22 protein-coding genes are annotated in these 21,048 nt (G+C 42.7%); 16 read left to right on the top strand and 6 right to left on the bottom strand.

Annotated features, from left to right (window positions below; translation table 11 throughout):
- Positions 1-47: 47 nt before the first annotated feature.
- Positions 48-407, top strand: a complete 360-nt coding sequence (locus ACRD6K_RS02690; RefSeq protein ID WP_430971966.1) for a NifB/NifX family molybdenum-iron cluster-binding protein — start codon at positions 48-50, stop codon at positions 405-407.
- Here ACRD6K_RS02690 and ACRD6K_RS02685 read toward each other — a convergent pair.
- Positions 404-1,411 carry a tRNA dihydrouridine synthase gene (locus tag ACRD6K_RS02685; protein WP_299577708.1) on the bottom strand — a complete coding sequence of 336 codons (1,008 nt, stop codon included), beginning with the start codon at positions 1,409-1,411 and terminating at the stop codon, positions 404-406. The genes ACRD6K_RS02690 and ACRD6K_RS02685 overlap by 4 nt on opposite strands.
- Complete coding sequence (trhO, locus tag ACRD6K_RS02680; RefSeq protein WP_299577707.1) at positions 1,404-2,465, bottom strand: oxygen-dependent tRNA uridine(34) hydroxylase TrhO; 1,062 nt, start codon at positions 2,463-2,465, stop codon at positions 1,404-1,406. The genes ACRD6K_RS02685 and trhO overlap by 8 nt, the downstream gene beginning before the upstream one ends.
- Before the next feature lie 869 nt (positions 2,466-3,334).
- Between trhO and ACRD6K_RS02675 the strand changes: the two genes are divergently transcribed.
- Positions 3,335-4,933, top strand: a complete 1,599-nt coding sequence (locus tag ACRD6K_RS02675) for an ATP-binding response regulator (protein ID WP_299577706.1) — start codon at positions 3,335-3,337, stop codon at positions 4,931-4,933.
- Positions 4,934-4,939: 6 nt separating this feature from the next.
- Here ACRD6K_RS02675 and ACRD6K_RS02670 read toward each other — a convergent pair whose 3' ends face one another.
- The gene (locus ACRD6K_RS02670) at positions 4,940-6,178 is read right to left on the bottom strand and encodes an aminotransferase class I/II-fold pyridoxal phosphate-dependent enzyme (protein ID WP_430971965.1); all 1,239 of its coding nucleotides are present in this window, start codon (positions 6,176-6,178) and stop codon (positions 4,940-4,942) included.
- 261 nt (positions 6,179-6,439) lie between these two features.
- Here ACRD6K_RS02670 and ACRD6K_RS02665 point away from each other — a divergent pair, with 261 nt between their 5' ends.
- From ACRD6K_RS02665 to ACRD6K_RS02635, 7 genes are all read left to right on the top strand, one after another.
- Positions 6,440-7,096, top strand: coding sequence for a DUF4159 domain-containing protein (locus ACRD6K_RS02665; protein WP_299577704.1), 657 nt, complete (start codon positions 6,440-6,442; stop codon positions 7,094-7,096).
- Positions 7,097-7,116: 20 nt separating this feature from the next.
- Positions 7,117-7,692 carry a flavodoxin family protein gene (locus ACRD6K_RS02660; protein WP_299577703.1) on the top strand — a complete coding sequence of 192 codons (576 nt, stop codon included), beginning with the start codon at positions 7,117-7,119 and terminating at the stop codon, positions 7,690-7,692.
- Between the two features lie 53 nt (positions 7,693-7,745).
- The gene (locus tag ACRD6K_RS02655) at positions 7,746-7,976 is read left to right on the top strand and encodes a 4a-hydroxytetrahydrobiopterin dehydratase (protein WP_430971964.1); all 231 of its coding nucleotides are present in this window, start codon (positions 7,746-7,748) and stop codon (positions 7,974-7,976) included.
- A gap of 102 nt (positions 7,977-8,078) precedes the next feature.
- On the top strand, positions 8,079-8,657 hold the full coding sequence (locus tag ACRD6K_RS02650) for a VTT domain-containing protein (RefSeq protein ID WP_430971963.1): 579 nt from the start codon (positions 8,079-8,081) through the stop codon (positions 8,655-8,657).
- A gap of 109 nt (positions 8,658-8,766) precedes the next feature.
- Entirely contained in the window at positions 8,767-9,066 is a 300-nt protein-coding gene (locus ACRD6K_RS02645) for a DUF6787 family protein (RefSeq protein ID WP_299577700.1), read from the top strand.
- Positions 9,067-9,140: 74 nt separating this feature from the next.
- Complete coding sequence (gene msrA, locus ACRD6K_RS02640) at positions 9,141-9,668, top strand: peptide-methionine (S)-S-oxide reductase MsrA (RefSeq protein WP_430971962.1); 528 nt, start codon at positions 9,141-9,143, stop codon at positions 9,666-9,668.
- Between the two features lie 60 nt (positions 9,669-9,728).
- Positions 9,729-9,884, top strand: coding sequence for a hypothetical protein (locus ACRD6K_RS02635; protein WP_430971961.1), 156 nt, complete (start codon positions 9,729-9,731; stop codon positions 9,882-9,884).
- 208 nt (positions 9,885-10,092) lie between these two features.
- Here ACRD6K_RS02635 and ACRD6K_RS02630 read toward each other — a convergent pair whose 3' ends face one another.
- A complete protein-coding gene (locus ACRD6K_RS02630) occupies positions 10,093-11,016 on the bottom strand; it encodes an aldo/keto reductase (protein WP_430971960.1) in 924 nt (307 codons plus the stop codon).
- A gap of 578 nt (positions 11,017-11,594) precedes the next feature.
- Here ACRD6K_RS02630 and ACRD6K_RS02625 point away from each other — a divergent pair.
- From ACRD6K_RS02625 to ACRD6K_RS02595, 7 genes are all read left to right on the top strand, one after another.
- Positions 11,595-12,911 (top strand): acetyl-CoA hydrolase/transferase family protein, encoded by a 1,317-nt coding sequence (locus tag ACRD6K_RS02625; RefSeq protein ID WP_430971959.1) that lies wholly within the window; start codon positions 11,595-11,597, stop codon positions 12,909-12,911.
- Positions 12,912-13,185: 274 nt separating this feature from the next.
- Positions 13,186-13,590: a methylmalonyl-CoA epimerase gene (gene mce / locus ACRD6K_RS02620; RefSeq protein ID WP_299577696.1), complete on the top strand. Its 405-nt coding sequence runs from the start codon at positions 13,186-13,188 to the stop codon at positions 13,588-13,590.
- A gap of 24 nt (positions 13,591-13,614) precedes the next feature.
- The gene (locus ACRD6K_RS02615) at positions 13,615-15,174 is read left to right on the top strand and encodes an acyl-CoA carboxylase subunit beta (RefSeq protein ID WP_299577695.1); all 1,560 of its coding nucleotides are present in this window, start codon (positions 13,615-13,617) and stop codon (positions 15,172-15,174) included.
- A gap of 13 nt (positions 15,175-15,187) precedes the next feature.
- Complete coding sequence (locus tag ACRD6K_RS02610) at positions 15,188-15,553, top strand: OadG family protein (protein WP_430971958.1); 366 nt, start codon at positions 15,188-15,190, stop codon at positions 15,551-15,553.
- A 27-nt stretch (positions 15,554-15,580) separates the two neighbouring features.
- Positions 15,581-16,006, top strand: coding sequence for a biotin/lipoyl-containing protein (locus tag ACRD6K_RS02605; RefSeq protein WP_299577693.1), 426 nt, complete (start codon positions 15,581-15,583; stop codon positions 16,004-16,006).
- 14 nt (positions 16,007-16,020) lie between these two features.
- Entirely contained in the window at positions 16,021-17,664 is a 1,644-nt protein-coding gene (locus ACRD6K_RS02600) for a sodium ion-translocating decarboxylase subunit beta (RefSeq protein WP_299577692.1), read from the top strand.
- A 98-nt stretch (positions 17,665-17,762) separates the two neighbouring features.
- Positions 17,763-18,518 (top strand): ThuA domain-containing protein, encoded by a 756-nt coding sequence (locus ACRD6K_RS02595; RefSeq protein WP_299577691.1) that lies wholly within the window; start codon positions 17,763-17,765, stop codon positions 18,516-18,518.
- A 128-nt stretch (positions 18,519-18,646) separates the two neighbouring features.
- Here ACRD6K_RS02595 and ACRD6K_RS02590 read toward each other — a convergent pair whose 3' ends face one another.
- On the bottom strand, positions 18,647-19,045 hold the full coding sequence (locus tag ACRD6K_RS02590) for a thermonuclease family protein (RefSeq protein WP_299577690.1): 399 nt from the start codon (positions 19,043-19,045) through the stop codon (positions 18,647-18,649).
- 70 nt (positions 19,046-19,115) lie between these two features.
- On the bottom strand, positions 19,116-21,044 hold the full coding sequence (gene yidC / locus ACRD6K_RS02585) for a membrane protein insertase YidC (protein WP_430971957.1): 1,929 nt from the start codon (positions 21,042-21,044) through the stop codon (positions 19,116-19,118).
- Between the last annotated feature and the right edge of the window lie 4 nt (positions 21,045-21,048).

The following is a 21,048-nucleotide window of genomic DNA, read 5'->3' as shown; positions in this document are numbered from 1 at the left end:
GTATCGAATTTTGCAACGAAAATAAACAAAAATTAATCATAAAAAAGATGATAAAGATAGCAATCCCTTCAAAAGAGAACAGCATTGATAACCACTTTGGTCATTGCGAATATTTAACCATTGTTGAGTTAAACGAACAGCTTGAGATAATCCGGGTGAGTCCGAAAGCAACCGATAAAAGTTGCGGCTGCAAAAGCAACCTGGCCGAGGAGCTAGCCAGCGAGGGCGTTCAACTGCTTTTGGCAGGAGGAATTGGACAAGGCGCCATTAATAAGTTGAAGTCTCAACATATTGAGGTAATCCCCGGTTTCCAGGGAACGATAGAAGAAGTTATTGCCAAATGGAAAGCGAAAGACTTTCCGGCAGACCTTTCAATTTGTACTGAACATCAAAGTTGCTCGCATTAAGATTGAGTGAAATCAGCGAATTGAACCTGGGCGCTAATCAACTGATAAACATCGGCAAATGAATTAGCGCCCATTAGGCTGGTGCGCAAATGGGCAGCACCTTCAAACCCATTGACATAGATTTTGTAAAACCGTTTAAGGATATTGAAATTCTTTACACCTCCCCAGTTGGCCTCAAACAAGCGGGTGTGAAAAACAAGTTGTTCCAGTTTTTCTTCCCGGGTAGGATTTTGCGGAGTTGAATTGAAAAACCAGGGATTGTGAAAAATCCCTCGTCCAATCATGACCCCATCAACACCATACTGTTGCGTATAGTCTACGGCCTGGGCGTAGGAAAGCACATCGCCATTGCCCAAAACAGGAATTTCAAGCCCTGAAGCATCGCGCAAATCCACAGCTTTGGCTATTTCATCCCAATTGGCTTCACCATCCGACTGCTGCTTTTGTATGCGCCCGTGCAGCGTGATGGCGGCCGGTTTCGTCTCCAGCAATTGATTAATCCAGCGCTCCGTTTCGTGTTGTCTGATTCCGGTTCTTGTTTTTACTGAAACAGGTAGCTTGGTTGCTTCTTTCGAAGCCAGAATAATTTCCTGCGCCAAAGCAGGCTGATCGATCAGTGCACTGCATGATCCTTGTTTTACCACATTTTTAACCGGACAGCCCATATTAATGTCTATCCCATCAAAATCATACTCTTCCGAAATCTCCTTGGTAATTTTATGGAAAACTTCTGGTTTGTTCCCCCAAATCTGAGCAATCAGTTTAATCCCTTTTTCCTTCAGGACTTCCCGTTCACTTTTACTCACAATCAGGCGCTCTGAAACCCTTTCCTTCCCCTTCGGATGATTCATTCCGTCTACTGCCGTAAACTCAGTAAACAAAAGATGTAAACATTCGGGATATGAAATGCGGGCTACCAACTCACGAAATGAAGTGTCGGTAACATCTTCCATAGGCGCCAAGGCCATGATTGGAGCTTTTATCTCTTTCCAAAAATTAGTCATGCTCAACGGTTGCGCTTTGGCTTTCTGTTTTTAGCCGGTTATCAATGCTTTTTCGAAAACTTTTTCGGTTGCCAAATTTACGTTTGAAAGTTTGAACGTGCAACAAGCGCTCTTCTTCCGTGGCATGCAATACCGACTGACACTCACTAGTGCAACAGCCTTCGTATTGCAGAGCACAGGTCTCGCATTGAATAAAGAGGATGTGACACAAGTCATTGGCGCAGTTGGTATGCGTATCGCACTTACGTCCGCACTGGTGACAGTGGGCAATCACTTCCCCACTGACCGTTTCCCCCAAGCGCTGATCAAAAACGAAGTTTTTACCTATGAACTTTGACTCAAGATCAAGCTGTTTAATTTGCCGGGCATACTCAATAATACCTCCATGCAGTTGGTTAACATCGCTGAAACCATGGTGTCTCAAATAGGCACTTGCTTTTTCACAACGTATACCTCCCGTACAATACAACAGGATCTTACGCTCTTTTTGCTCCTTCAAATCATTGACAACCATTTCAATTTCTTCGCGAAAAGTATCCGCCTCAGGGCAAATAGCTCCTCTGAAATGGCCAATCTCACTCTCGTAATGGTTGCGCATATCCACCAGCAAAACGTCCGGCTGATCAACCAGATCATGAAATTCTTTCGCCGATAAATGGGTTCCAACATTGGTGGTATCAAAAGCACGTTCGTCCAAGCCGTCGGCCACAATTTTCGGACGCACTTTAATGGTCAGCTTATAAAATGACTTACCGTCATCCTCAATGGCATACTTGATCGGCATAGCCTTGAGCTGCTCCATTTCTTCCAAATGCGACAGAAATGCAGGCAAGGCTTGCTCCGGCACGCTCATCTGGGCATTAATTCCTTCCCGGGCCACATAGATGCGCCCCAAACATCCAAGCTTATCCCATTGAAAATAAAGCTCATTCCGGAACTCCTGAGGCTCATCAATCGCTACATAGCGGTAAAATGAAATCGTTCTTCGCTTGAAAGTCTCTTCATTCAAGCGCCTGGTCAACTCCTTTTTACTGTATCGGTTATACAAATGCATCTTGCTAAATTTTGCTGCAAAGATAAAAAATCCTTCCATATAGGAGTAGCGCATCTTTAAATGTGTTTCTCTACTGGCAGAAGTAAACTGTTCAGCCCTTTTTTGCTCATTTTCCGAAAATGCTGGTTATAAATGCAAATATATTCTATAACATATTGGCATTTTTTACACCCTGAAAAACAATTATTTATAATAGCCGAAATCGGCTGTGTTTTCTATTTGTTAAGAAATTTTAAGGTTTTTTTAATATTGGAATGAAATATATGCTATATTAGCAGAGCATTTAAAAACAAGTGCTTTTAAATGAAATAATTATAGATACCTTTTCTCTTTTAAACCAATAATTATTTTCTGGTCTAACTAAACTAAATTATGGACAACGGGTTATCATGACGATGGTAACCCGCTTTTTTTTGCACCAACCAGTCAATAAGGATCTTAGCCTATAAACACCCTTCACAACAATCCTTCGGAATAAACAGGGCTCTTTCATGTTATTTATCTATAAATTAAATTTTACGAATTTTATTCTCATAAGCGTTTTTAGAATACACCCACTTCTTTTTTGTAATTGTTCTCCTGCTGACGACATTCAGGCAAAAACTTCTGCCTGATTAATAGCAAATTACATACGGATTAATTATATTTGGTTGACAAGGATTATTTTCACACTTGACAGTTTTTTATACCATCCTTTCAAGAATTTACATCGAAGATTAATCCTACTTGTGCGTGTGCTTAAACAAGAAGAACAAGAAAGGAAATATTGCTGACTAGTCTTTCAATAGGACAAAGATTAAATCGGCTTAAGATAGAAGGTGTTGGAATTACAGCAGTAATTGCTATGAATAAAGCGCAAAATACAGGTAATGGAGAAGGAAAACTACAATCAAAAAAACACAGGTAAAAATACTAACTCTTCGGGGAATGACACTGCTCAGGTTCCCGCAAGTACCAATAATGTCAAAGTTAATCCGATAAAAATACTTCATCTGGAAGACACACCCGAAGACTCTGAACTGGTGTTGATGGCTCTGAAAAGAGATGGCTGGCGTATCGACTACACCCGCGTGGATAGCGAAGCTGATTTTGAAAAAGCTTTACAACAAGCCAGTTTTGATATTATTCTGGCTGATTATCATTTACCCGGATACAATGGGATTGCCGCTTTGCAATTATGCGCCGAACACTATCCTGAAACTCCGTTTATCATTGTTTCAGGCACTCTGGGCGAAGAGATAGCTGTTGAAATGTTAAAAGTTGGGGCCAATGACTACCTCCTGAAACAGAATCTTCAACGACTAAGTCCGGCCATCAAACAAGCCTTGGCTGAAACCGAACTGAAAAAGCAAAAACAAAAAGCCGAAGAAAATCTCAGGCAAAGCGAAGAGAAATACCGTAAGATCTTTGAAAATATTCAGGATGTATTTTTCCAGATTGATACACATAACCATTTTCTAGAAGTAAGCCCTTCCATATCTCGCATGATTGGCTACTCCCCTTCTGAGTTGATCGGTCATCATGCCTTTCATTTTTTTGAACATCCAGAAGAATATGACTTCCTGATCGAGGAAATTCAGCAACATCTGGAAGCTTGGGACTACGAAGTTCGGCTAAAAACGAAAAAAGGCGCCATTAAGTACGTTTCGCTAAATGCGCACAAACTATTTGACGACAATGGAACCTTAATCGGAATAGAGGGCTCCATGAGAGATATTGACGAACGAAAGCGCGCTGAACAAGAACTCATTGAAGCCAAGAATCACGCAGAAGAGAGCGATCGGTTAAAGTCCGCTTTCCTGGCCAATATCAGTCATGAAATAAGAACTCCAATGAACGGTATTCTTGGATTTGCCAGCCTTTTAAAAGAACCTTTTTTAGAAGAAAGGGAGCAACAGCGATACATCAAAGTCATTGAAGAAAGCGGCCAACGCATGCTAAACCTGATCAATCAAATCATCGATATTTCAAAGATTGAATCCGGCCAAATGAAAGTCGTTAGTTCCAAAGTCAATGTCAATGAAGAGTTCCAGCGTCTGCTGACCTTCTTTTCACCCATGGCCAAAAGGAAGAACCTTCTTCTTCGTTGCACGAAGCCTCTTCCGGAGAAACATACCTTGATTTATACCGATCAGGAAAAGCTTTTTGCCATTTTATCCAACCTGCTGAACAATGCGCTGAAGTACACCAAAGCCGGCTGGGTTGAGTTTGGTTGTAAACTCGAAAGTAATCAGCTTCATTTTTTCGTCAAAGACTCAGGCATTGGTATTTCAGACCAAAAACAAGCTGCGATATTCAATCGTTTCGTTCAGGCTGACATATCGGTTTCCAAAGCCTACGAAGGTGCAGGCCTTGGACTTTCGATCTCCAAAGCCTATGTTGAGATGCTTGATGGAACGATCCGCCTTGAATCAGAAAGAGACAAAGGATCCTGCTTTTTCTTCAACATCCCCTACCGGCCTGCTTAAACGCCTTTATGCTATTGCTTTCAGGGCCTCCTCAATGTCCTCAATCAAGTCCTCCGCAGCCTCTATCCCCACTGACAAACGCATGGCCGTTGGGCTGATTTTCATGGCCTTTCTGTCCTTCTCCGAAAACTCCACAAAAATGGTTGACCAAGGATGAATAATCAACGATTTGTTGTCGTTCAAGTTGGTTGCACGGCGAATCATTTGCAGATGATTCATGAAGGTAAAGCACGCCTTTTCCGACTCCAGCTCAAATGTCAGGATCGTTCCTGGCTTTCCCTGAAACTGAGTTACGGCCAACTCATAATCCTTGGAACCTTTCAGCCCGGGATAAGTAAGCCCACAAACCTTGGGATGCCGGGTCAAAAATTCACCCAACTTCATACAACTGCTATACGAACGCTCGAAACGAAGTTCCAGCATATCGAGTCCCAGAATCTGATAGTGAGCAGTGTGTGCAGACATTGCGCTCCCCGTATTTCGGAAATAATTTTTCCGCAAACGAGCCATAAAAGTATCTTTCCCAAACTTTTCTGTCAGTGATTTCAGGTTTGGGTTAAGCGACCAGTCATAGTTTCCATGATCCAGAATCACCCCTCCAAAGGACGTACCTCCACCAGAAATATGCTTGGTCGTTGACATCACTTCGATATCGACTCCTAGAGAGCGGCCATTAAAAACGACCGGAGGAGTAATGGTACTATCTGCTATTAACAGCAAATTATATTTGCGCGCAATGGCCGACAGTTTTGAAATATCTGCCAACTCCAACTGCGGATTGGTAACTGTTTCAAAGTAAATTGCCCGGGTATTTTCATCAATCAGTCGCTCCACCAAATGCGATTGGGTAGTATCAACAAACCGTGTTTCCAAGCCATAGTTTCGTAAACTTTGATCAAGCAAAGAGAAAGAATGGGCAAACAGATGATTGCCTGAAATAATGTTGTCGCCACTTTTGCAAACCGACAGAACTGTGTTGCTGATGGCAGCCATCCCCGATGCAACAGCCAACACCTGATGCGCTCCGGTCAGCGCCTTCATCTTCTGCTCGAAATATTCGACTGTTGGATTACTTGTTCGTGAATAAACATGTGCCGGAAGCTCGCCTCTGAAATTGGCCGACATGCTTTCCGAAGAATCAAACTCATAAGCAACAGTTTCATAAACGGGCATGTCCAGCGCTCTATGCGCATCATTCCGCGGAAACGGAACATGAAGTGATCGGGTAGTAAAACTCTTTTTCATTCTTTCTTTGCTTGTTTATACACCCCAAAGATAACAGCTCGAAGCGAAATCAGTTTTAAGAAAGAGCACCCTATTTCAGCAACAGCAAATCGCAATCGCTCAACTGCTACAAAAACAAGCTATTTTAAAGCCACTTACAACAATTGCAGATCAATAAAGAATAATGCTTAAATGCCCTTCAAAAACCAACTGGCAATCCAGCTTAGCTAATTCCGAAAAATTCCACTTTCTTATTACCTTTGTTTTTTTCAATAACTGGCTATGAAAACAAGCTGTCTGACATTACTATTTTTGCTTCCTGCCCTTCTTCTATTTGGCCAAAATCCCAATCTAAAGCTGGGCCTACTCAAATACAAAGGAGGCGGAGACTGGTATGCTGATCCAACGGCTTTGCCAAATTTGATACGATTTTGCAATCAGGAGCTTCAGACCAGCATCGATCCAGAGCCCGCTACTGTTGAGCCGGGAAGCATTGAACTATTCAATTATCCGCTGGTGCACATTACCGGGCATGGCAATCTGATTTTTTCGGAGGAAGAAAGCCGCAACCTACGTGCCTACCTGGAAGCCGGCGGCTTTCTGTACATTGATGACAATTATGGACTTGATCCTTATATCAGGCGGGAGATGAAAAAGGTTTTTCCTGATCAGGAATTTACCGAACTCCCAGCCAATCATCCGATTTACAATCAAAAATTCAAATTTAAAAATGGCCTACCCAAAATTCATGAACATGACAATAGGCCCCCTCAGGGTTTTGGCCTGTTTCATGAGGGGCGCCTGGTTTGCTTTTACACCTACGAGTCGGACTTAAGCGATGGCTGGGAAGACCCGTCAGTGCACAACGACCCACCGGAGGTTCGCCAAAAGGCCTTGCAAATGGGAGCAAACCTGATCACCTACGTTTTTAGTCATTAACATCAACAAAAAAAACACTTGTGAAAGTACTTGCAATTAACGGAAGTCCGCGGAAACGCGGAAATACTCAACTTTTAATACAGAAAGTTTTCGAGCCGCTTCAGGCTGAAGGAATTGAAACCGAACTTTACCAACTTGGAGGCAAACAGGTACATGGGTGCACCGCCTGTGGCAAATGCCGCCAGGTAAAAGACGGACGATGTCACATTAAAAATGATGCTATAAACGAATGCATTGAAAAAATGCTTGAAGCCGATGCCATCATTCTGGGCTCGCCGGTCTATTTTGCTGATGTCAGCACCGAAATGAAGGCTTTAATTGACGTATCCGGCTATGTAACCCGAGGCAACGGCCACTTGCTCAAACGCAAAGTTGGCGCCGGAGTTTTAGCCGTTCGACGAGGCGGCGAGTTGCATGCTTTCGAAACACTCAACAATTTCTTTTTAATCAGCCAAATGATCATCCCCGGCTCAAGCTATTGGAACTTTGCATTTGGAGGCCCGGAAGGAGCGGTTCTGGAGGATGCCGAGGGGATGCAAATCATGAAAACGCTAGGTGAAAATATGGCTTGGTTATTGAAAAAATTAAAAGCCTGATCAAGCTTGAACTATGTGACAATCTGCTTGTTTTCAAGAATAAAATGACGATCATGAATTGGAATAAAGAAGCAGAGAAAATCACGAAAGAGTTCATATTTAAGAATTTTACCGAAGCGCTTCGGTTTGTCAATAAAGTCGGCGAATTAGCCGAAAGCATGGATCATCATCCTGATATCTTGATTCATGCCTACAAAAAAGTAAGTATCAGCCTGACCACACACAGCAAGGGAGGATTAACCGACAAAGACTATCAGCTGGCTGAAAAAATTGATAATATTTAACACATGCACCCCTGAGAAGGAATGAAACACATCTCTTCTCCCGTGCATAAAACCAGATTCCAGGCCTGTCAGGATGCATTGGGATTCAAACAACGAAAATGCATGAATTTACGCGTGAAGTTAAAATTCCTTTTTAACAATATTCTGAAGGGCTTACTCTGGATGGCAATTTTGGCAGCCTTGTATTTGCTTGCCAAGGAATACATTGTTGCTGACAATCACGACATCTGGCTTGAACGATTTTACAGCCGCCCAATGCTTATCTACAGCATCTACATAGGCTCTGAAATATTATTCGGCCTGTTCCCGCCCGAAATTTTTATGCTTTGGGCTTACTTTAAAGGCGATGTCTGGCACTATACCGCCAACGTCCTGTTTTTCGCCGGCGTTTCCTACGCTGCAGGTTATTTAGCATTTTTAATTGGGCGCTACCTGCGCAAAGTTGTTTTGTTTCGCTTTCTAGGTCGCAAGTTCTTTAGTAAATACTGGCCCTTGTTTCGTAAATATGGCTCCTTTCTAATTATCACGGCAGCCCTTACCCCCCTTCCCTGGTCGTTAATTAGCATGTTGGTTGGCACTACAGAATATCCCATGAAGAAATACCTAAACTTGGCCTTGTTTCGAATTCTGCGTTTTGGAGTCTACGGCTACATCATTTTTCAATCGCACCAATTGGCCTGACCGTGAATCTTCTGGGAAGCCCAGCGGGAGCGCAATGCCTTATTTAGACAAGCTTTTTTCAACCAATCGACACTAATCTTGTTTAGTAAGTGAACTCTAAAGATGAACTATGTTTAAACGATTAAAAGAAAAATGGGAGGTGGAGTCAAACATACAGCTGGCCCTCATTTTCTTGGTTTTTTCCATATCAGGAAGTGGTGCTCTTGTCATACGAAAGTTGGTCTTTCACCTGGTTGATTATTCGCCGGAATGGCCATTCTGGCTTACTGCTGTGACTTATGTTCTTACCATTGTTCCGGCTTACCAGATCATGCTAATCTTTTTTGGTACCTTGTTTGGGCAGTTTGATTTCTTCTGGAAATTTGAAAAGAAACTTTTGCGGCGGTTTGGAATCAAGCTAGACAATTAGCCCAGCCCTGCTTTTGCCAAAAAGAAGACGAGGCAACCAGAAAATTAACAGTTAATCAATCAAAGAAAAAAGCAATGGAAATAGCAACATTTGGAGCGGGGTGTTTTTGGTGTACCGAAGCCGTTTTTAAAGAGCTGAAAGGCGTTGAATCGGTTGTCTCGGGCTACTCCGGAGGCGAAATTATCAATCCCTCCTACCGGGAAGTAACAACCGGACGCACAGGGCATGCTGAGGTTGTTGAAATTGAGTTTGATCCTGCCACAATCAGTTTTCCGGAACTATTGGAAGTATTCTGGGCAAGCCATGATCCCACCACCCTGAACCAGCAAGGAGCTGATATCGGTACGCAATACCGCTCAGTCATTTTCTATCACAATGAAAAACAAAAGCAGCTTGCTGAAACCATGAAACAGCAGCTCAATGATGAAAAAATATTTAATGCGCCGATAGTAACAGAAATTAGTCCCTGGCAGAATTTTTTCAAAGCCGAAATCGACCATCAAAATTACTACCAAAACCACCCCATCCAAGGCTATTGCCAGTTTGTTATTGCCCCTAAATTGAGTAAATTCAGAAAGACCTTTCAAAGCAAACTAAAATAAGGCATCATAAAATTCAAACTGCTTTACCTCTCCTTATTTCTTGCACTAACAATACCTGCTTTGGCTCAGCGTGAATTCAAAATGACTGAAGGAGACACCACATTTGTGATGAAACGTTACTTGTTTATGTATCTTCTGGCTGGCCCCGAATGTAGCCAGGATTCAACGGAAGCCAATCAAATACAACAACAGCACCTGGCTCATTTAAACAAGTAGGCCAAAACCGGAAAGCTTGTTATGGCAGGTCCTTTTCAGGATGGAGGAAATTATCGGGGACTGCTCATTTTTGATGTAGCAACCATAGCTGGAGCGCGAAGACCCCGCCGTTCAAAAAGGACGGCTAAAAATGCAACGCTTTTACTGGTGGGGAGCCAAAGGAACAGCCCTCCCTTAAACGCTAGTCAAACTCCATTTCAAAAGACAGTTAACTTCGGGCCAAATCGGTTAAAGCATTTTTAGTCCGGTCAAGGTAGTTGTCAATCTGGGCAGTGGTTTCAAAACCAACAATCATCATATCAACACACCCCAACCCAAGGACAAACTTCAGGGCGTGATTGATTTTATCGCTGTCGTTCCGATACTCTCCATTTCCAACTAATTTCATCCCAACAACTCCTTTCCCTCTCTCATGAAGCTGATTAATAACCTGAACAACTTCTGCCGGATCGGGCTTATCCATTGCAATACCGTAAGGATTAATTCGAACATGGACAATATCCACCCAGTCGCTCGCAGCAGCTGCTTTCATGGCATCCAACGAATGCACCGAAACACCATGAGCCCGAACTATGCCCTTATCTTTTAGCTTTTGCAGAATATCCATCTGTCGCTTTTGCGTGTCCGTCCACTCGCTATCCACCATGCAATGAATCTGAACCATGTCAAGGTAATCCGTATTCAATTCTTTTCTGAAACGGTCAATCACCACATCCGCATCCGGCCTTTCAGGTTCGGGAATACCTCCTGGACGAACCCATATTTTTGAGCAAAGTGTAATTTTTTCACGCGCCATTCCCTCCAGCGCTTCTTTCATTAAAGGATGTGTTCCGTAGCTGTCGGCACAATCGAAGAAGCGAATTCCACGCTCATAAGCATGCCGAAGTACGCCCAGGCTCTTGCTCTTGTCCTGGCGGGTCAAAAAAGCGGTACGCCCTCCGGCATGTACTCCAGTCCCAATCCCAATTAAGCTCGTCTCCAAGCCAGATTGCCCCAGCCTGATCGCCTGCAACGGATCGGTTGAAAAGCTGTTTTTGCCAGAAGCCAATAAAGGGTTTGAGAATAAAAGATGTGCTGTTCCCATCGATAAAGCAGCAACAAATTTTCGGCGATTGAAGCTGGAAGCATCCATAGTTTCCTGATTTTAGTGTTGTTAGTTTCAACAAATATATCATAAAAATGGTTGATCAAGCTGAGTTTTAATGCCTTGAAGCTTGCCAGACAACATATAAAAATCAAAGCCAGTTTTGAAAACACCTGCCTATCTATATATTAGATACCTCGTAAAGCTTACCATTGGCTACCGATGCATCTCATGTCAAATCCGAATTGGACATCCAAATAACCTTTAGCATTCATAAAATGCGTTTTCTTTTCAGGTTCTATCCCAAAAGACTAAAAACAAAGCACTGCAAAAACACTCCATAACGAAACAAGCCTCAAGAAGCTACAAGCTGACTATGAGCACCCTCACTCAACTAGTCCCCTTTTAAAATTACATTATGAATCATGGTTCATAATAAAAAAGTTCATCCTCCCCAGAAACATGATAAAAATACAGGTTAATATTTTTTCGCTTAACATTAACTTCACAATGAGGGCCGTATTAATTAGACCCCTTTTAAATAAGATTTGAAGCCATACGATTGCTGTTTTAATTTTTATATTTGGTCGCGAAAATTATAGCGCAATCTATTCTAATTCACAATTATGAAGCAAATCAAATACATTACTCCTGAAGAAGCAGTAAAAGTTATAAAATCCGGAGATCGTGTTCACTTAAGTAGTGTGGCTGTTACACCACATACGCTTATCAAACCAATGGTCGAGCGTGGACGCGCCGGAGAGCTCTACGACGTTAAAATCCAACACATTCACGTGGAAGGAGAACTTGAGTATGCCAACCCCGAATTTGAAGGAATTTTCGTTTCCGAGCAATTCTTTGTTGGAGCCAACCTGCGCAAGCAAACGCAAGCGGGTTATGCCGATTACATTCCGGTTTTTCTGAGCGAGACTCAAAAGTTAATTCGTGAAGGTTACCTGAAAGTCAATGTGGCCATGATTATGGTGTCAACACCCGACAAGCATGGTTTTGTTTCACTCGGAACATCTGTTGACGCAACTAAAGCGGCTATTGAGTGTGCTGATGTTGTTATTGCAGCCGTTAACCCGAATGTGCCAAGAGCCTGGGGAGATGCCATGATCCACATCAATGAGATCGATTTATTTGTAGAAGATAACATTGAGCTTTATGCTCACGACATGGCTCCACTGACTGAAACGGATATTCAGATTGGTAAAAATGTAGCCGAGTTGGTTGAAGATGGTGCCTGCCTGCAAATGGGTATCGGTGGAATCCCCAATGCAGTACTGGCTCAGTTGGGCAACCACAAAGACTTAGGTGTTCATACCGAAATGTTTGCTGATGGTATTCTTCCTTTGGTTGAAAAAGGAGTGGTTACTGGAAAACACAAAGCGATTGATAAAGGTAAAATGGTAGCCTCTTTCTTGATGGGAACCAAAAACCTGTACGACTTTGTAGACGATAACCCCATGGTAGCCATGATGGATGTTGCCCACACCAACAATGTACATGTCATTCGACAAAATGATAAAGTAACAGCCATTAACTCAGCATTGGCTATTGACCTTACTGGACAAGTTTGTGCTGACTCAATTGGTATTAAACACTATTCAGGTGTTGGCGGGCAGATTGACTTTATCCGTGGTGCTGGCCATTCAAAAGGTGGCAAGCCCATTATTGCTCTACCATCGGTAACTGCCAAAGGGGTCTCTAAAATCAGCCCAATCCTCATTCCAGGATCAGGTGTTGTAAGTACCCGGGCTAACATGCACTGGGTAGTAACCGAGCAGGGAGCCGTTAACTTATATGGAAAGACCTTGCAAGAGCGTGCACGTTTGCTTATTTCAATTTCTCACCCACAACACCGTGAAGAATTGGAAAAAGCAGCCTATGAACGCTTCGGTTCTCATTTCCACTTTATACAAAAAACACAAAATGCATAATGCATAACAACAGGCAGGCTCGACCTGCCTGTTTTGGTATTTTAATGTTTTTAATAAAGAGAGAGTTTATTTTTTTAAATCAACTTCGAATTTTTGAGTCTTTTGTTTGAATATATTTCAAAGAAAGAAAAATGAAATCAGATCGTTTTGTTTTAGGAGCTCCAAGTAACTCTTCCCCGACTTTTCGCAGCAATGTGTCTGGTCCGCCAAAAGAGCAACACTCCTGAAACAGGCAAGCAGAAATACTTTATTAATCATCATAAATTAAATCAGCATGAGCGTATCACATATCGAACACATCGGAATTGCAGTTAACAGTTTAGAGGAAGCCATTCCTTACTATGAAAAGGTTTTGGGCTTAAAATGCTATGCCATTGAAGAAGTAGCAGATCAGAAAGTGAAAACAGCCTTCTTTAAAGTTGGCGACACAAAAATTGAATTGTTGGAGTCGACTGATCCTGAAGGACCAATTGGCAAATTCATTGAGAAAAAAGGTCAAGGCATTCACCACCTGGCTTTTGCCGTTGACAATGTTAACGAATCATTGAAAGAAGCTGAAGCCAATGGTGTCCGTTTGATTGATCAGACCTCACGTAAAGGAGCTGAAGGATTAAACATCGGCTTTCTGCATCCGAAATCAACCTTGGGTGTACTGACTGAATTTTGCAGCGAAAAATAACCAATTATCATTTATTCAATTACAATGAGCAATCAAGATAAAATCAACAAACTAATCGAGTTACGGGCTGAAGCCAAGCTTGGAGGTGGAATCAAACGCATTGAATCCCAGCACGCAAAAGGAAAATTTACAGCTCGCGAACGTATTGAAATGCTACTGGACGAAGGTAGCTTCGAAGAATTTGACATGTTTGTCACGCACCGTTGTACCAACTTTGGCTTGGAAAAAACCAAATTTATGGGTGACGGTGTAGTTACCGGACACGGAACGATTGACGGACGTGTTGTTTATGTATTCTCTCAGGATTTTACCGTATTTGGCGGATCATTATCTGAAACTTTTGCACAGAAAATTTGCAAAGTGATGGATATGGCCATGAAAGTCGGAGCTCCTGTTATTGGAATCAACGACAGTGGTGGTGCCCGTATTCAGGAAGGGGTTACCAGCTTGGCCGGATACGCCGAAATTTTCGAGCGCAACATCCTGGCTTCCGGAGTTATTCCTCAAATTTCTGCCATCTTCGGTCCTTGTGCCGGTGGAGCCGTTTACTCTCCTGCCCTGACTGACTTCATCATGATGACAGAGGAAAACTCGTACATGTTTGTAACCGGACCAAAAGTTGTTAAAACAGTTACCGGTGAAGACATCACAACCGAAGACTTAGGAGGTGGTAAAGTTCATGCCTCTAAATCAGGAGTTTCTCACTTCTTGGTAGAAAACGAAGAAGAAGGTGTTCTGATGATTCGCAAACTGCTTTCTTACCTTCCTCAAAACAATCTGGAAGAAGCACCAATCACCGAATGTGATGATCCAATCGATCGTCTGGAAGACTCATTGAATGAAATCATTCCGGATAACCCCAACCAACCATACGATGTAAAAGATGTGATTCACTCGTTGGCTGACTATGGTGAGTTTCTGGAAGTACACCGGAACTATGCTAAAAACATTGTGGTAGGTTTTGCGAAATTCGACGGACAACCGGTAGGAATTGTAGCTAACCAGCCCAACTACCTGGCCGGAGTATTGGACATCGAAGCTTCGCGGAAAGCAGCTCGCTTTGTACGTTTCCTTGACTGCTTCAACATCCCAATCATTACCTTAGTTGACGTTCCTGGATTCCTTCCTGGTAGCGGACAAGAATATGGTGGTATCATTACTCACGGAGCCAAGCTTATGTTTGCTTACGGAGAAGCAACGGTACCAAAAATTACCATCACGCTGCGTAAATCATACGGTGGAGCACACGATGTAATGTCATGTAAACAATTGCGCGGAGACCTGAACTATGCCTGGCCTTCAGCCGAAATTGCTGTAATGGGTGCTGCTGGTGCCGTTGAAGTATTGGAAGGACGTAAGTTACGCGAGATTGAAGATCCGAACGAACGCGCTGAATTCATCGCCAAACACGAAGAAGAATACAAGGAGAAATTTGCCAACCCATACCAGGCAGCTTCTTACGGATACATTGATGATGTGATTGAACCACGAAATACACGGATCCGGATTATTCGGGGATTACAGAGCTTAGCAACGAAAAAGCTGGTAAATCCTCCTAAAAAACATTCAAACATTCCATTATAATCACACCGTAGTTATGAATAATTTATTAATCCTTTTGGCTTCTCAGATGGATTTCGGATGGACTGTTGCCTTGGTCGGCTTTATGATCGTATTTGTTGCACTAACCACATTGGTTATTGTATTCTTACGACTTCCGAAGTTGATCAACATGAACTTCAAACGGAAAGAACCGAAGAAAGCCAAACCCCATTGCGAAGAAGAAGATACTGATTGTCATATTCAAGGTAATGTTACCGCTGCAATTGGTATGGCTATTCATCTTTATTTTAAAAATCAACACGACGAAGAAAGCAATATTGTAACCATTAAAAAGGTACGTAAAGCTTATTCGCCATGGAGTTCAAAAATCTATAGTGTGACCAATAACTGGCCGCGATAACCGTTTCATTGCATAACAAAACAAAACATGAAAAAATATAAATTCACCATCAGTGGCGATGAGTATGATGTCCATATTAAAGACCTGGAAGACAACGTAGCCACCATCGAAGTAAACGGCACCAAATACGAAGTTCAGATCAAGAGCGAAGTTAAAGCAACTAAAACGCCTAAGCTGATTCGTAAACCTGTCGTTCAGCAACCCGGCGAAGGTATGATCAAGAAAAAACAGTCCAGCGGAGGCATGCAGGTAAAAGCACCACTCCCAGGAACAATCTTCAAGATGAATGTGGCTGTTGGCGACCAGGTGAAAGAAGGCGACACGCTGTTGATCATGGAAGCCATGAAAATGGAAAACCAGATCCTTGCAGAAAAAGATGGCCAGGTTTCTACCATCAAGGTGAAAGAAGGCGATGCTGTACTGCAAGATGATGTATTATTGGAAATTAGCTAAAAAAGATTCTGGTAATGAAAAAACTATTCTATATAATTGCTGCTTTGCTGTTGACGCTTCCCTCTTTTACAGAGGCGGCTGAAAACAGCGACTTGGCAAAATCGATTACGGATGGGAAATGGATTAACCGAAGCGACGGTTACGTGGCGTCGCCAACATTCGATCCCAGTGTAGACAAAAAGGAAGATTTTGAGTCAGCAAAACGCTACAAAACCCTTTCTTTTTCTGAAAACTACACCTTTACAATGGACTCGCTGAAACAGCGGTATTCCGGTAAATGGACGGTTAAGGACGACAAAATTGTTATGACGTTCAACCCCAAAACAGTAACTCACCTTTACAAAAACACTGATCCTAATGCTCAAGCAGGTGGTTATGTGTCAGAGGATGAAGTTTTGGAATTGGGTACCCGCCAACTGGTTTTGCAAGATGGCAAACTCTCCGGAGACGGCTATGAGTACAAAAACTATTCAGGAGCGGTGTCGGGCTTGTTTAACTTTTACGAGTTTTCTGGTTTTGCCAATGCTACCTGGAAGCACTTGCTGATGATGATGATCGGATTCATCTTCATCTACCTGGCTATTAAGTATGACTTCGAGCCGCTGTTGCTGGTTCCTATTGGTTTTGGTATTCTGATTGGAAATATCCCGATGTTCCAGGCTGTTGACTTCAACCTGAAACTGGGTATTTATGAGCCTGGTTCAGTAATGAACATTCTTTACCAGGGTGTTGTGCAAGGTTGGTATCCCCCCTTAATTTTCTTGGGTATTGGTGCCATGACGGATTTCTCATCACTGATTTCAAACCCTAAATTGATGCTATTGGGTGCTGCCGCTCAAATCGGTATCTTCCTTACCTTTTTAGGAGCCCTTTGGATGGGATTTGCCCCACCAGAAGCCGGTGCCATCGGTATTATTGGTGGAGCTGACGGCCCTACGGCTATCTTTATTTCATCGAAGCTGGCTAACGGATTGAACGTAATGGCCAATGGCGAAACGGTGAAAAACCTGATTGGACCAATTGCGATTGCGGCCTACTCCTACATGGCCTTGGTACCAGTAATTCAACCACCGGTAATCAAATTGCTGACGTCGAAAAAAGAACGCTTAATCCGGATGAAACCTCCAAGAGCAGTTTCGAAACTGGAAAAAATTCTGTTCCCGATTGTTGGCTTGATCTTAACGGCCTACATTGCCCCTTCTGCCCTTCCGCTATTGGGTATGTTGTTCTTCGGTAACCTGCTGAAAGAATCAACTGTAACAAAGCGTTTGGCCGATACGGCGAACTTTGCCCTGATCAACACCATTACTATTCTGCTTGGAATTACGGTAGGAGCATCAACTCAGGCTGATGTCTTCCTGACTCCTTCATCAATCAAAATCTTCATGCTTGGAGCCATCTCGTTTGTGATTGCTACAGCCGGAGGTGTGATTAGTGCTAAAATCATGAACTTGTTCTATAAAAAAGAGAATAGAATCAACCCAATGATTGGAGCAGCCGGAGTATCTGCCGTTCCTGACAGTGCCCGTGTGGTTCAAACAATGGGACTGAAAGAGGACCCAACCAACCACCTGCTAATGCATGCCATGGCTCCAAACGTTTCCGGAGTGATTGGTTCAGCCATCGGTGCTGGTATCCTGCTTAGTTTCTTAATGTAAGAAATACATATTTCGATATGTTTTAAAAGGCTGTTCTCGTGGAGAGAACAGCCTTTTTTTTTGTATACTTGTATTCTTTAACCTAAAACAACACGATCATGAAGAAATTGCTACTTCTTAGCATTTGCATTTGCTTTTTATTTTCTGCACAAGCACAAGGTCCGGATGCTTTCCCTGAAAAGACCTTGAATGTCTTGGTGTTCTCCAAAACATCAGGCTGGAAACATCGTTCCATCTCCAGTGGGTTAAAAATGTTTAGTGATTTGGCAACAACTGAAGGCTGGAACCTAACAGCAACCGAAGATGCTAATCTATTCACCATGGACTTTCTGGTTAACTTTGATGTAGTGGTATTTTTAAACCCCACCCTGGACATTTTAACTGATAAGCAGCAGATGGCCTTTGAAAACTTTATGAAGACAGGAAAGGGCTTTGTTGGCGTTCATGCTTCGGCCGACTGCGAATACGACTGGGAATGGTATGGCCAACTGAATGGAGCCTATTTCCTGAACCACCCCCCCTCTCAAAAAGGAACTGTAATTTTTGAAGATCATAACCACCCCGCCATGAAAGCTTTTGAAGGTATGAATAAGTACACCACGGTTGATGAATGGTACACCTTTAAAGCCAATCCACGAGCCAAGGTAAATGTTCTGGCACGTCTGGACGAATCATCCATTAAAAAATCGGAAAATGATAAGTGGAAAATGGGCGACCATCCATTAATTTGGTGGCAGGAATTTGAAGGAATCCGGTCTTTCTATTCAGTATTCGGACATACGCATGAGGCATTTGAAGATCCAAAAATTCAAGCACACTATGCCGGTGCCGTCAACTGGGCCGGTAAAAGATAAAGAACAAACTGGACGAAAAAAGAGCCGGTAGCGTTAAACGTTACCGGCTCTTTTATTTTTATCAAACTGTATCACGATCAGATTCCGGATGCTTCATATTCCCCTAAGCAGCCGGCATAACCCGCTTTCTAGAGGAAATAAGAACTTGCCAGTCCTTTGGCCAGCAACAAGTCATTCAAACAATAAAAGTCGCCTATGGCCCTTATATTTTCATGACTGGTAAGTACCTCCTCAGGAACCCGGATGTACAAAACAGCCAGATAGCGACCATATTTTCCTTTGGTGTCTTTAATTGTTTCAACGATCGCCAAGCTTCCTTTTCGGATTAAAGATTTAACAAAATCAGAGGAAGCTTTCCCCAACTGATACTCGGGCGAATCTTTACGAACACCATAAACCTCGGGGGTATTCACGCCATAAAGTCGAATCCGTTCTTTGCGCACCCACACGCTCATCCCCAAGTCGATATCTACATCATAGGTATCGCCATCCACTACCCTTTGTATTTCTGCTTGATATTGAAACATGGTTGTCAGTTTTAGAATTACAAAGTATAATGTACAAAAAATGCTGCCAAAATTGACAGCATTTTTAAAATTATTTAGGAAGTTGCATCCCTCGTTCTTTGGCCATTTGCTCTAACCTTTTTTGGAAGTTAGACTTTTTAGCCGGCCCTTTCTTTTTGTTGGCGTACAGCTGTACCCGTATTTTATCCTCGTCAATCAAACTCCGGAACAAATACATTTGCCCGATGGTAATCAGGTTGGCCAGGAAATAATAGTAACTCAAACCTGAGGAGTAGTTATTCAAAATAAACAGGAACATAACAGGCATGATGTACATCATTGTTTGCATACCTGGCATTTGCTGGCTGCTTGCCGCCTGTGAGTTCAGTTTTGTTGAGAAAACAGTGGTCACTGTCATTAACAAACAGAACAAACTCACGTGGTCGCCATAGAAAGGGATCGTAAATGGCAGATTCAAAATAGAATCATACGATGACAAGTCGGTTGCCCACAAGAAGCTTTCCTGCCGCAGCTCGATAGAGGTTGGGAAGAAAAAGAACATCGCAATCAGAATCGGGAACTGAAACAACATAGGTAAACAGCCTCCCATCGGATTTACGCCTACTTTCTTGTACAGGGCCATGGTAGCCTGCTGTTTTTCCATTGGCTTATCTTTGCCAAACTTCTCATTCAACTCATCAATCTCCGGCTTCAACGCACGCATTTTGGCTTGTGAGATGTATGATTTATAGGTAAATGGGAAAACAATCAGTTTGATAAATACCGTGAGCAGGAGAATGATGATCCCAAAATTGTCGATGTATTTCCGCAGAAAGTTGAACGTTGGGATAATCAGGTATTTGTTTACCGGACGAACAATGGCATATCCCAAATCAATCAAGCGCTCCAACGACAAATCATACTGTTTTAAGGTATTGTAATGGTTGGGGCCAAAATAAAACTGCATGTCATAGTTTTCCGTTGTTTGGCCTTCAAAAGGGAAAGCAATATCGGTAAAGAAGCGCCCCAGGTGTTTCGGATCATCTTCCAAATACTCATAGCGCACATCGGCTGTTGGGAAAGCTTCATCAGCAATAATTGTTGAGTTGAAGAACAATTGCTTCATGCTAATCCATTTCACTTTGGTCGTCAGAGTTTCCTCACTGGTCTTGGCCGTACTTAATTTTTCCACGTCATCTTCAAAAAACTTGTAGTTGATCGTAGTGTAACGGTCTTCTCCGTACTGCGATTTACGCTCCAAGCGTGGAGCTGTAAAAGCCCAGTTGAAATTAAGGTAGTTGGTGTTTTGCGAAAGTAGCTGATTCAGCCCTTGACTTGTTACATCAAACCCAACCATAAAAGAGTTATGCGCCAGCGTGTACTCGTATTCCAAGTAACGACCGTTTCCGGCATTCAACCGCATGCTCAATGTTTTGCTCCCTCCTGGGTGCTCTTCGTTGAATTTTACGCGGCCTTCTTTGCCTTTGTCAACTTCCGGGCCATTAACTACAAGCTGGCTTTGTCCGGAAGAAGGAACAAAATACAGGTCATCCGTGCGAATGCTCCGATTCTCTGAAAAGAAATTGAACCCAAACAAGTTATCATCCCCTTCAAACAAGATCAAGGGCAATGAATCATAGGTTTGGTAATCTTTCAACTCAACCGAATAAATTTTTCCTCCTTTGGTTGAAACCTTAATTTTCATCAGGTTATTTTCGAGGGTAATGAATTGCTCCTCACCCACTGCAGCTTCACCAAAAGCGCCGTATTGGTCTCTGATACTTTTGACAACAGTTGAAGAGTCATCATCAAAGTTCCCCTGAAGCGCTGCTGACTGCTCCACCTCTTTAATCTGAGCCAAAGCTTCAGCTTCCTTGGCCCGCGATGCTTCTACCTGTGCGATGGAGTCCTGCCTTCTTTTTGCGGCTGCAATCTCTTCTTCTGACGGTTGGTTTAAGTAGCTAAACCCAATCAGAATGGTAAAGATCAGGACGATCCCGATAATCGTATTTTTATCCATATAA

Origin of the sequence: Sunxiuqinia rutila, from assembly GCF_050589705.1 — a bacterium.
Taxonomy (GTDB): Bacteria; Bacteroidota; Bacteroidia; order Bacteroidales; family Prolixibacteraceae; genus Sunxiuqinia; species Sunxiuqinia rutila.
Note: the sequence above shows the minus strand (reverse complement) of the source record. Positions and strands in the feature narration are given on the sequence as shown.

What these genes read in the sequence shown, in the direction of transcription:
- ACRD6K_RS02600 (WP_299577692.1), top strand. Translation starts at nt 16,021, where the DNA reads ATGAAAAAACTATTCTATATAATTGCTGCTTTGCTGTTGACGCTTCCC.
- ACRD6K_RS02665 (WP_299577704.1), top strand. Translation starts at nt 6,440, where the DNA reads ATGAAAACAAGCTGTCTGACATTACTATTTTTGCTTCCTGCCCTTCTT.
- ACRD6K_RS02610 (WP_430971958.1), top strand. Translation starts at nt 15,188, where the DNA reads ATGAATAATTTATTAATCCTTTTGGCTTCTCAGATGGATTTCGGATGG.
- ACRD6K_RS02645 (WP_299577700.1), top strand. Translation starts at nt 8,767, where the DNA reads ATGTTTAAACGATTAAAAGAAAAATGGGAGGTGGAGTCAAACATACAG.
- mce (WP_299577696.1), top strand. Translation starts at nt 13,186, where the DNA reads ATGAGCGTATCACATATCGAACACATCGGAATTGCAGTTAACAGTTTA.
- ACRD6K_RS02685 (WP_299577708.1), bottom strand. Translation starts at nt 1,411, where the DNA reads ATGACTAATTTTTGGAAAGAGATAAAAGCTCCAATCATGGCCTTGGCG.
- ACRD6K_RS02630 (WP_430971960.1), bottom strand. Translation starts at nt 11,016, where the DNA reads ATGGATGCTTCCAGCTTCAATCGCCGAAAATTTGTTGCTGCTTTATCG.
- yidC (WP_430971957.1), bottom strand. Translation starts at nt 21,044, where the DNA reads ATGGATAAAAATACGATTATCGGGATCGTCCTGATCTTTACCATTCTG.
- ACRD6K_RS02650 (WP_430971963.1), top strand. Translation starts at nt 8,079, where the DNA reads ATGAATTTACGCGTGAAGTTAAAATTCCTTTTTAACAATATTCTGAAG.
- ACRD6K_RS02605 (WP_299577693.1), top strand. Translation starts at nt 15,581, where the DNA reads ATGAAAAAATATAAATTCACCATCAGTGGCGATGAGTATGATGTCCAT.
- trhO (WP_299577707.1), bottom strand. Translation starts at nt 2,465, where the DNA reads ATGCATTTGTATAACCGATACAGTAAAAAGGAGTTGACCAGGCGCTTG.
- ACRD6K_RS02625 (WP_430971959.1), top strand. Translation starts at nt 11,595, where the DNA reads ATGAAGCAAATCAAATACATTACTCCTGAAGAAGCAGTAAAAGTTATA.
- msrA (WP_430971962.1), top strand. Translation starts at nt 9,141, where the DNA reads ATGGAAATAGCAACATTTGGAGCGGGGTGTTTTTGGTGTACCGAAGCC.
- ACRD6K_RS02595 (WP_299577691.1), top strand. Translation starts at nt 17,763, where the DNA reads ATGAAGAAATTGCTACTTCTTAGCATTTGCATTTGCTTTTTATTTTCT.
- ACRD6K_RS02655 (WP_430971964.1), top strand. Translation starts at nt 7,746, where the DNA reads ATGAATTGGAATAAAGAAGCAGAGAAAATCACGAAAGAGTTCATATTT.
- ACRD6K_RS02690 (WP_430971966.1), top strand. Translation starts at nt 48, where the DNA reads ATGATAAAGATAGCAATCCCTTCAAAAGAGAACAGCATTGATAACCAC.
- ACRD6K_RS02675 (WP_299577706.1), top strand. Translation starts at nt 3,335, where the DNA reads ATGGAGAAGGAAAACTACAATCAAAAAAACACAGGTAAAAATACTAAC.
- ACRD6K_RS02670 (WP_430971965.1), bottom strand. Translation starts at nt 6,178, where the DNA reads ATGAAAAAGAGTTTTACTACCCGATCACTTCATGTTCCGTTTCCGCGG.
- ACRD6K_RS02615 (WP_299577695.1), top strand. Translation starts at nt 13,615, where the DNA reads ATGAGCAATCAAGATAAAATCAACAAACTAATCGAGTTACGGGCTGAA.
- ACRD6K_RS02590 (WP_299577690.1), bottom strand. Translation starts at nt 19,045, where the DNA reads ATGTTTCAATATCAAGCAGAAATACAAAGGGTAGTGGATGGCGATACC.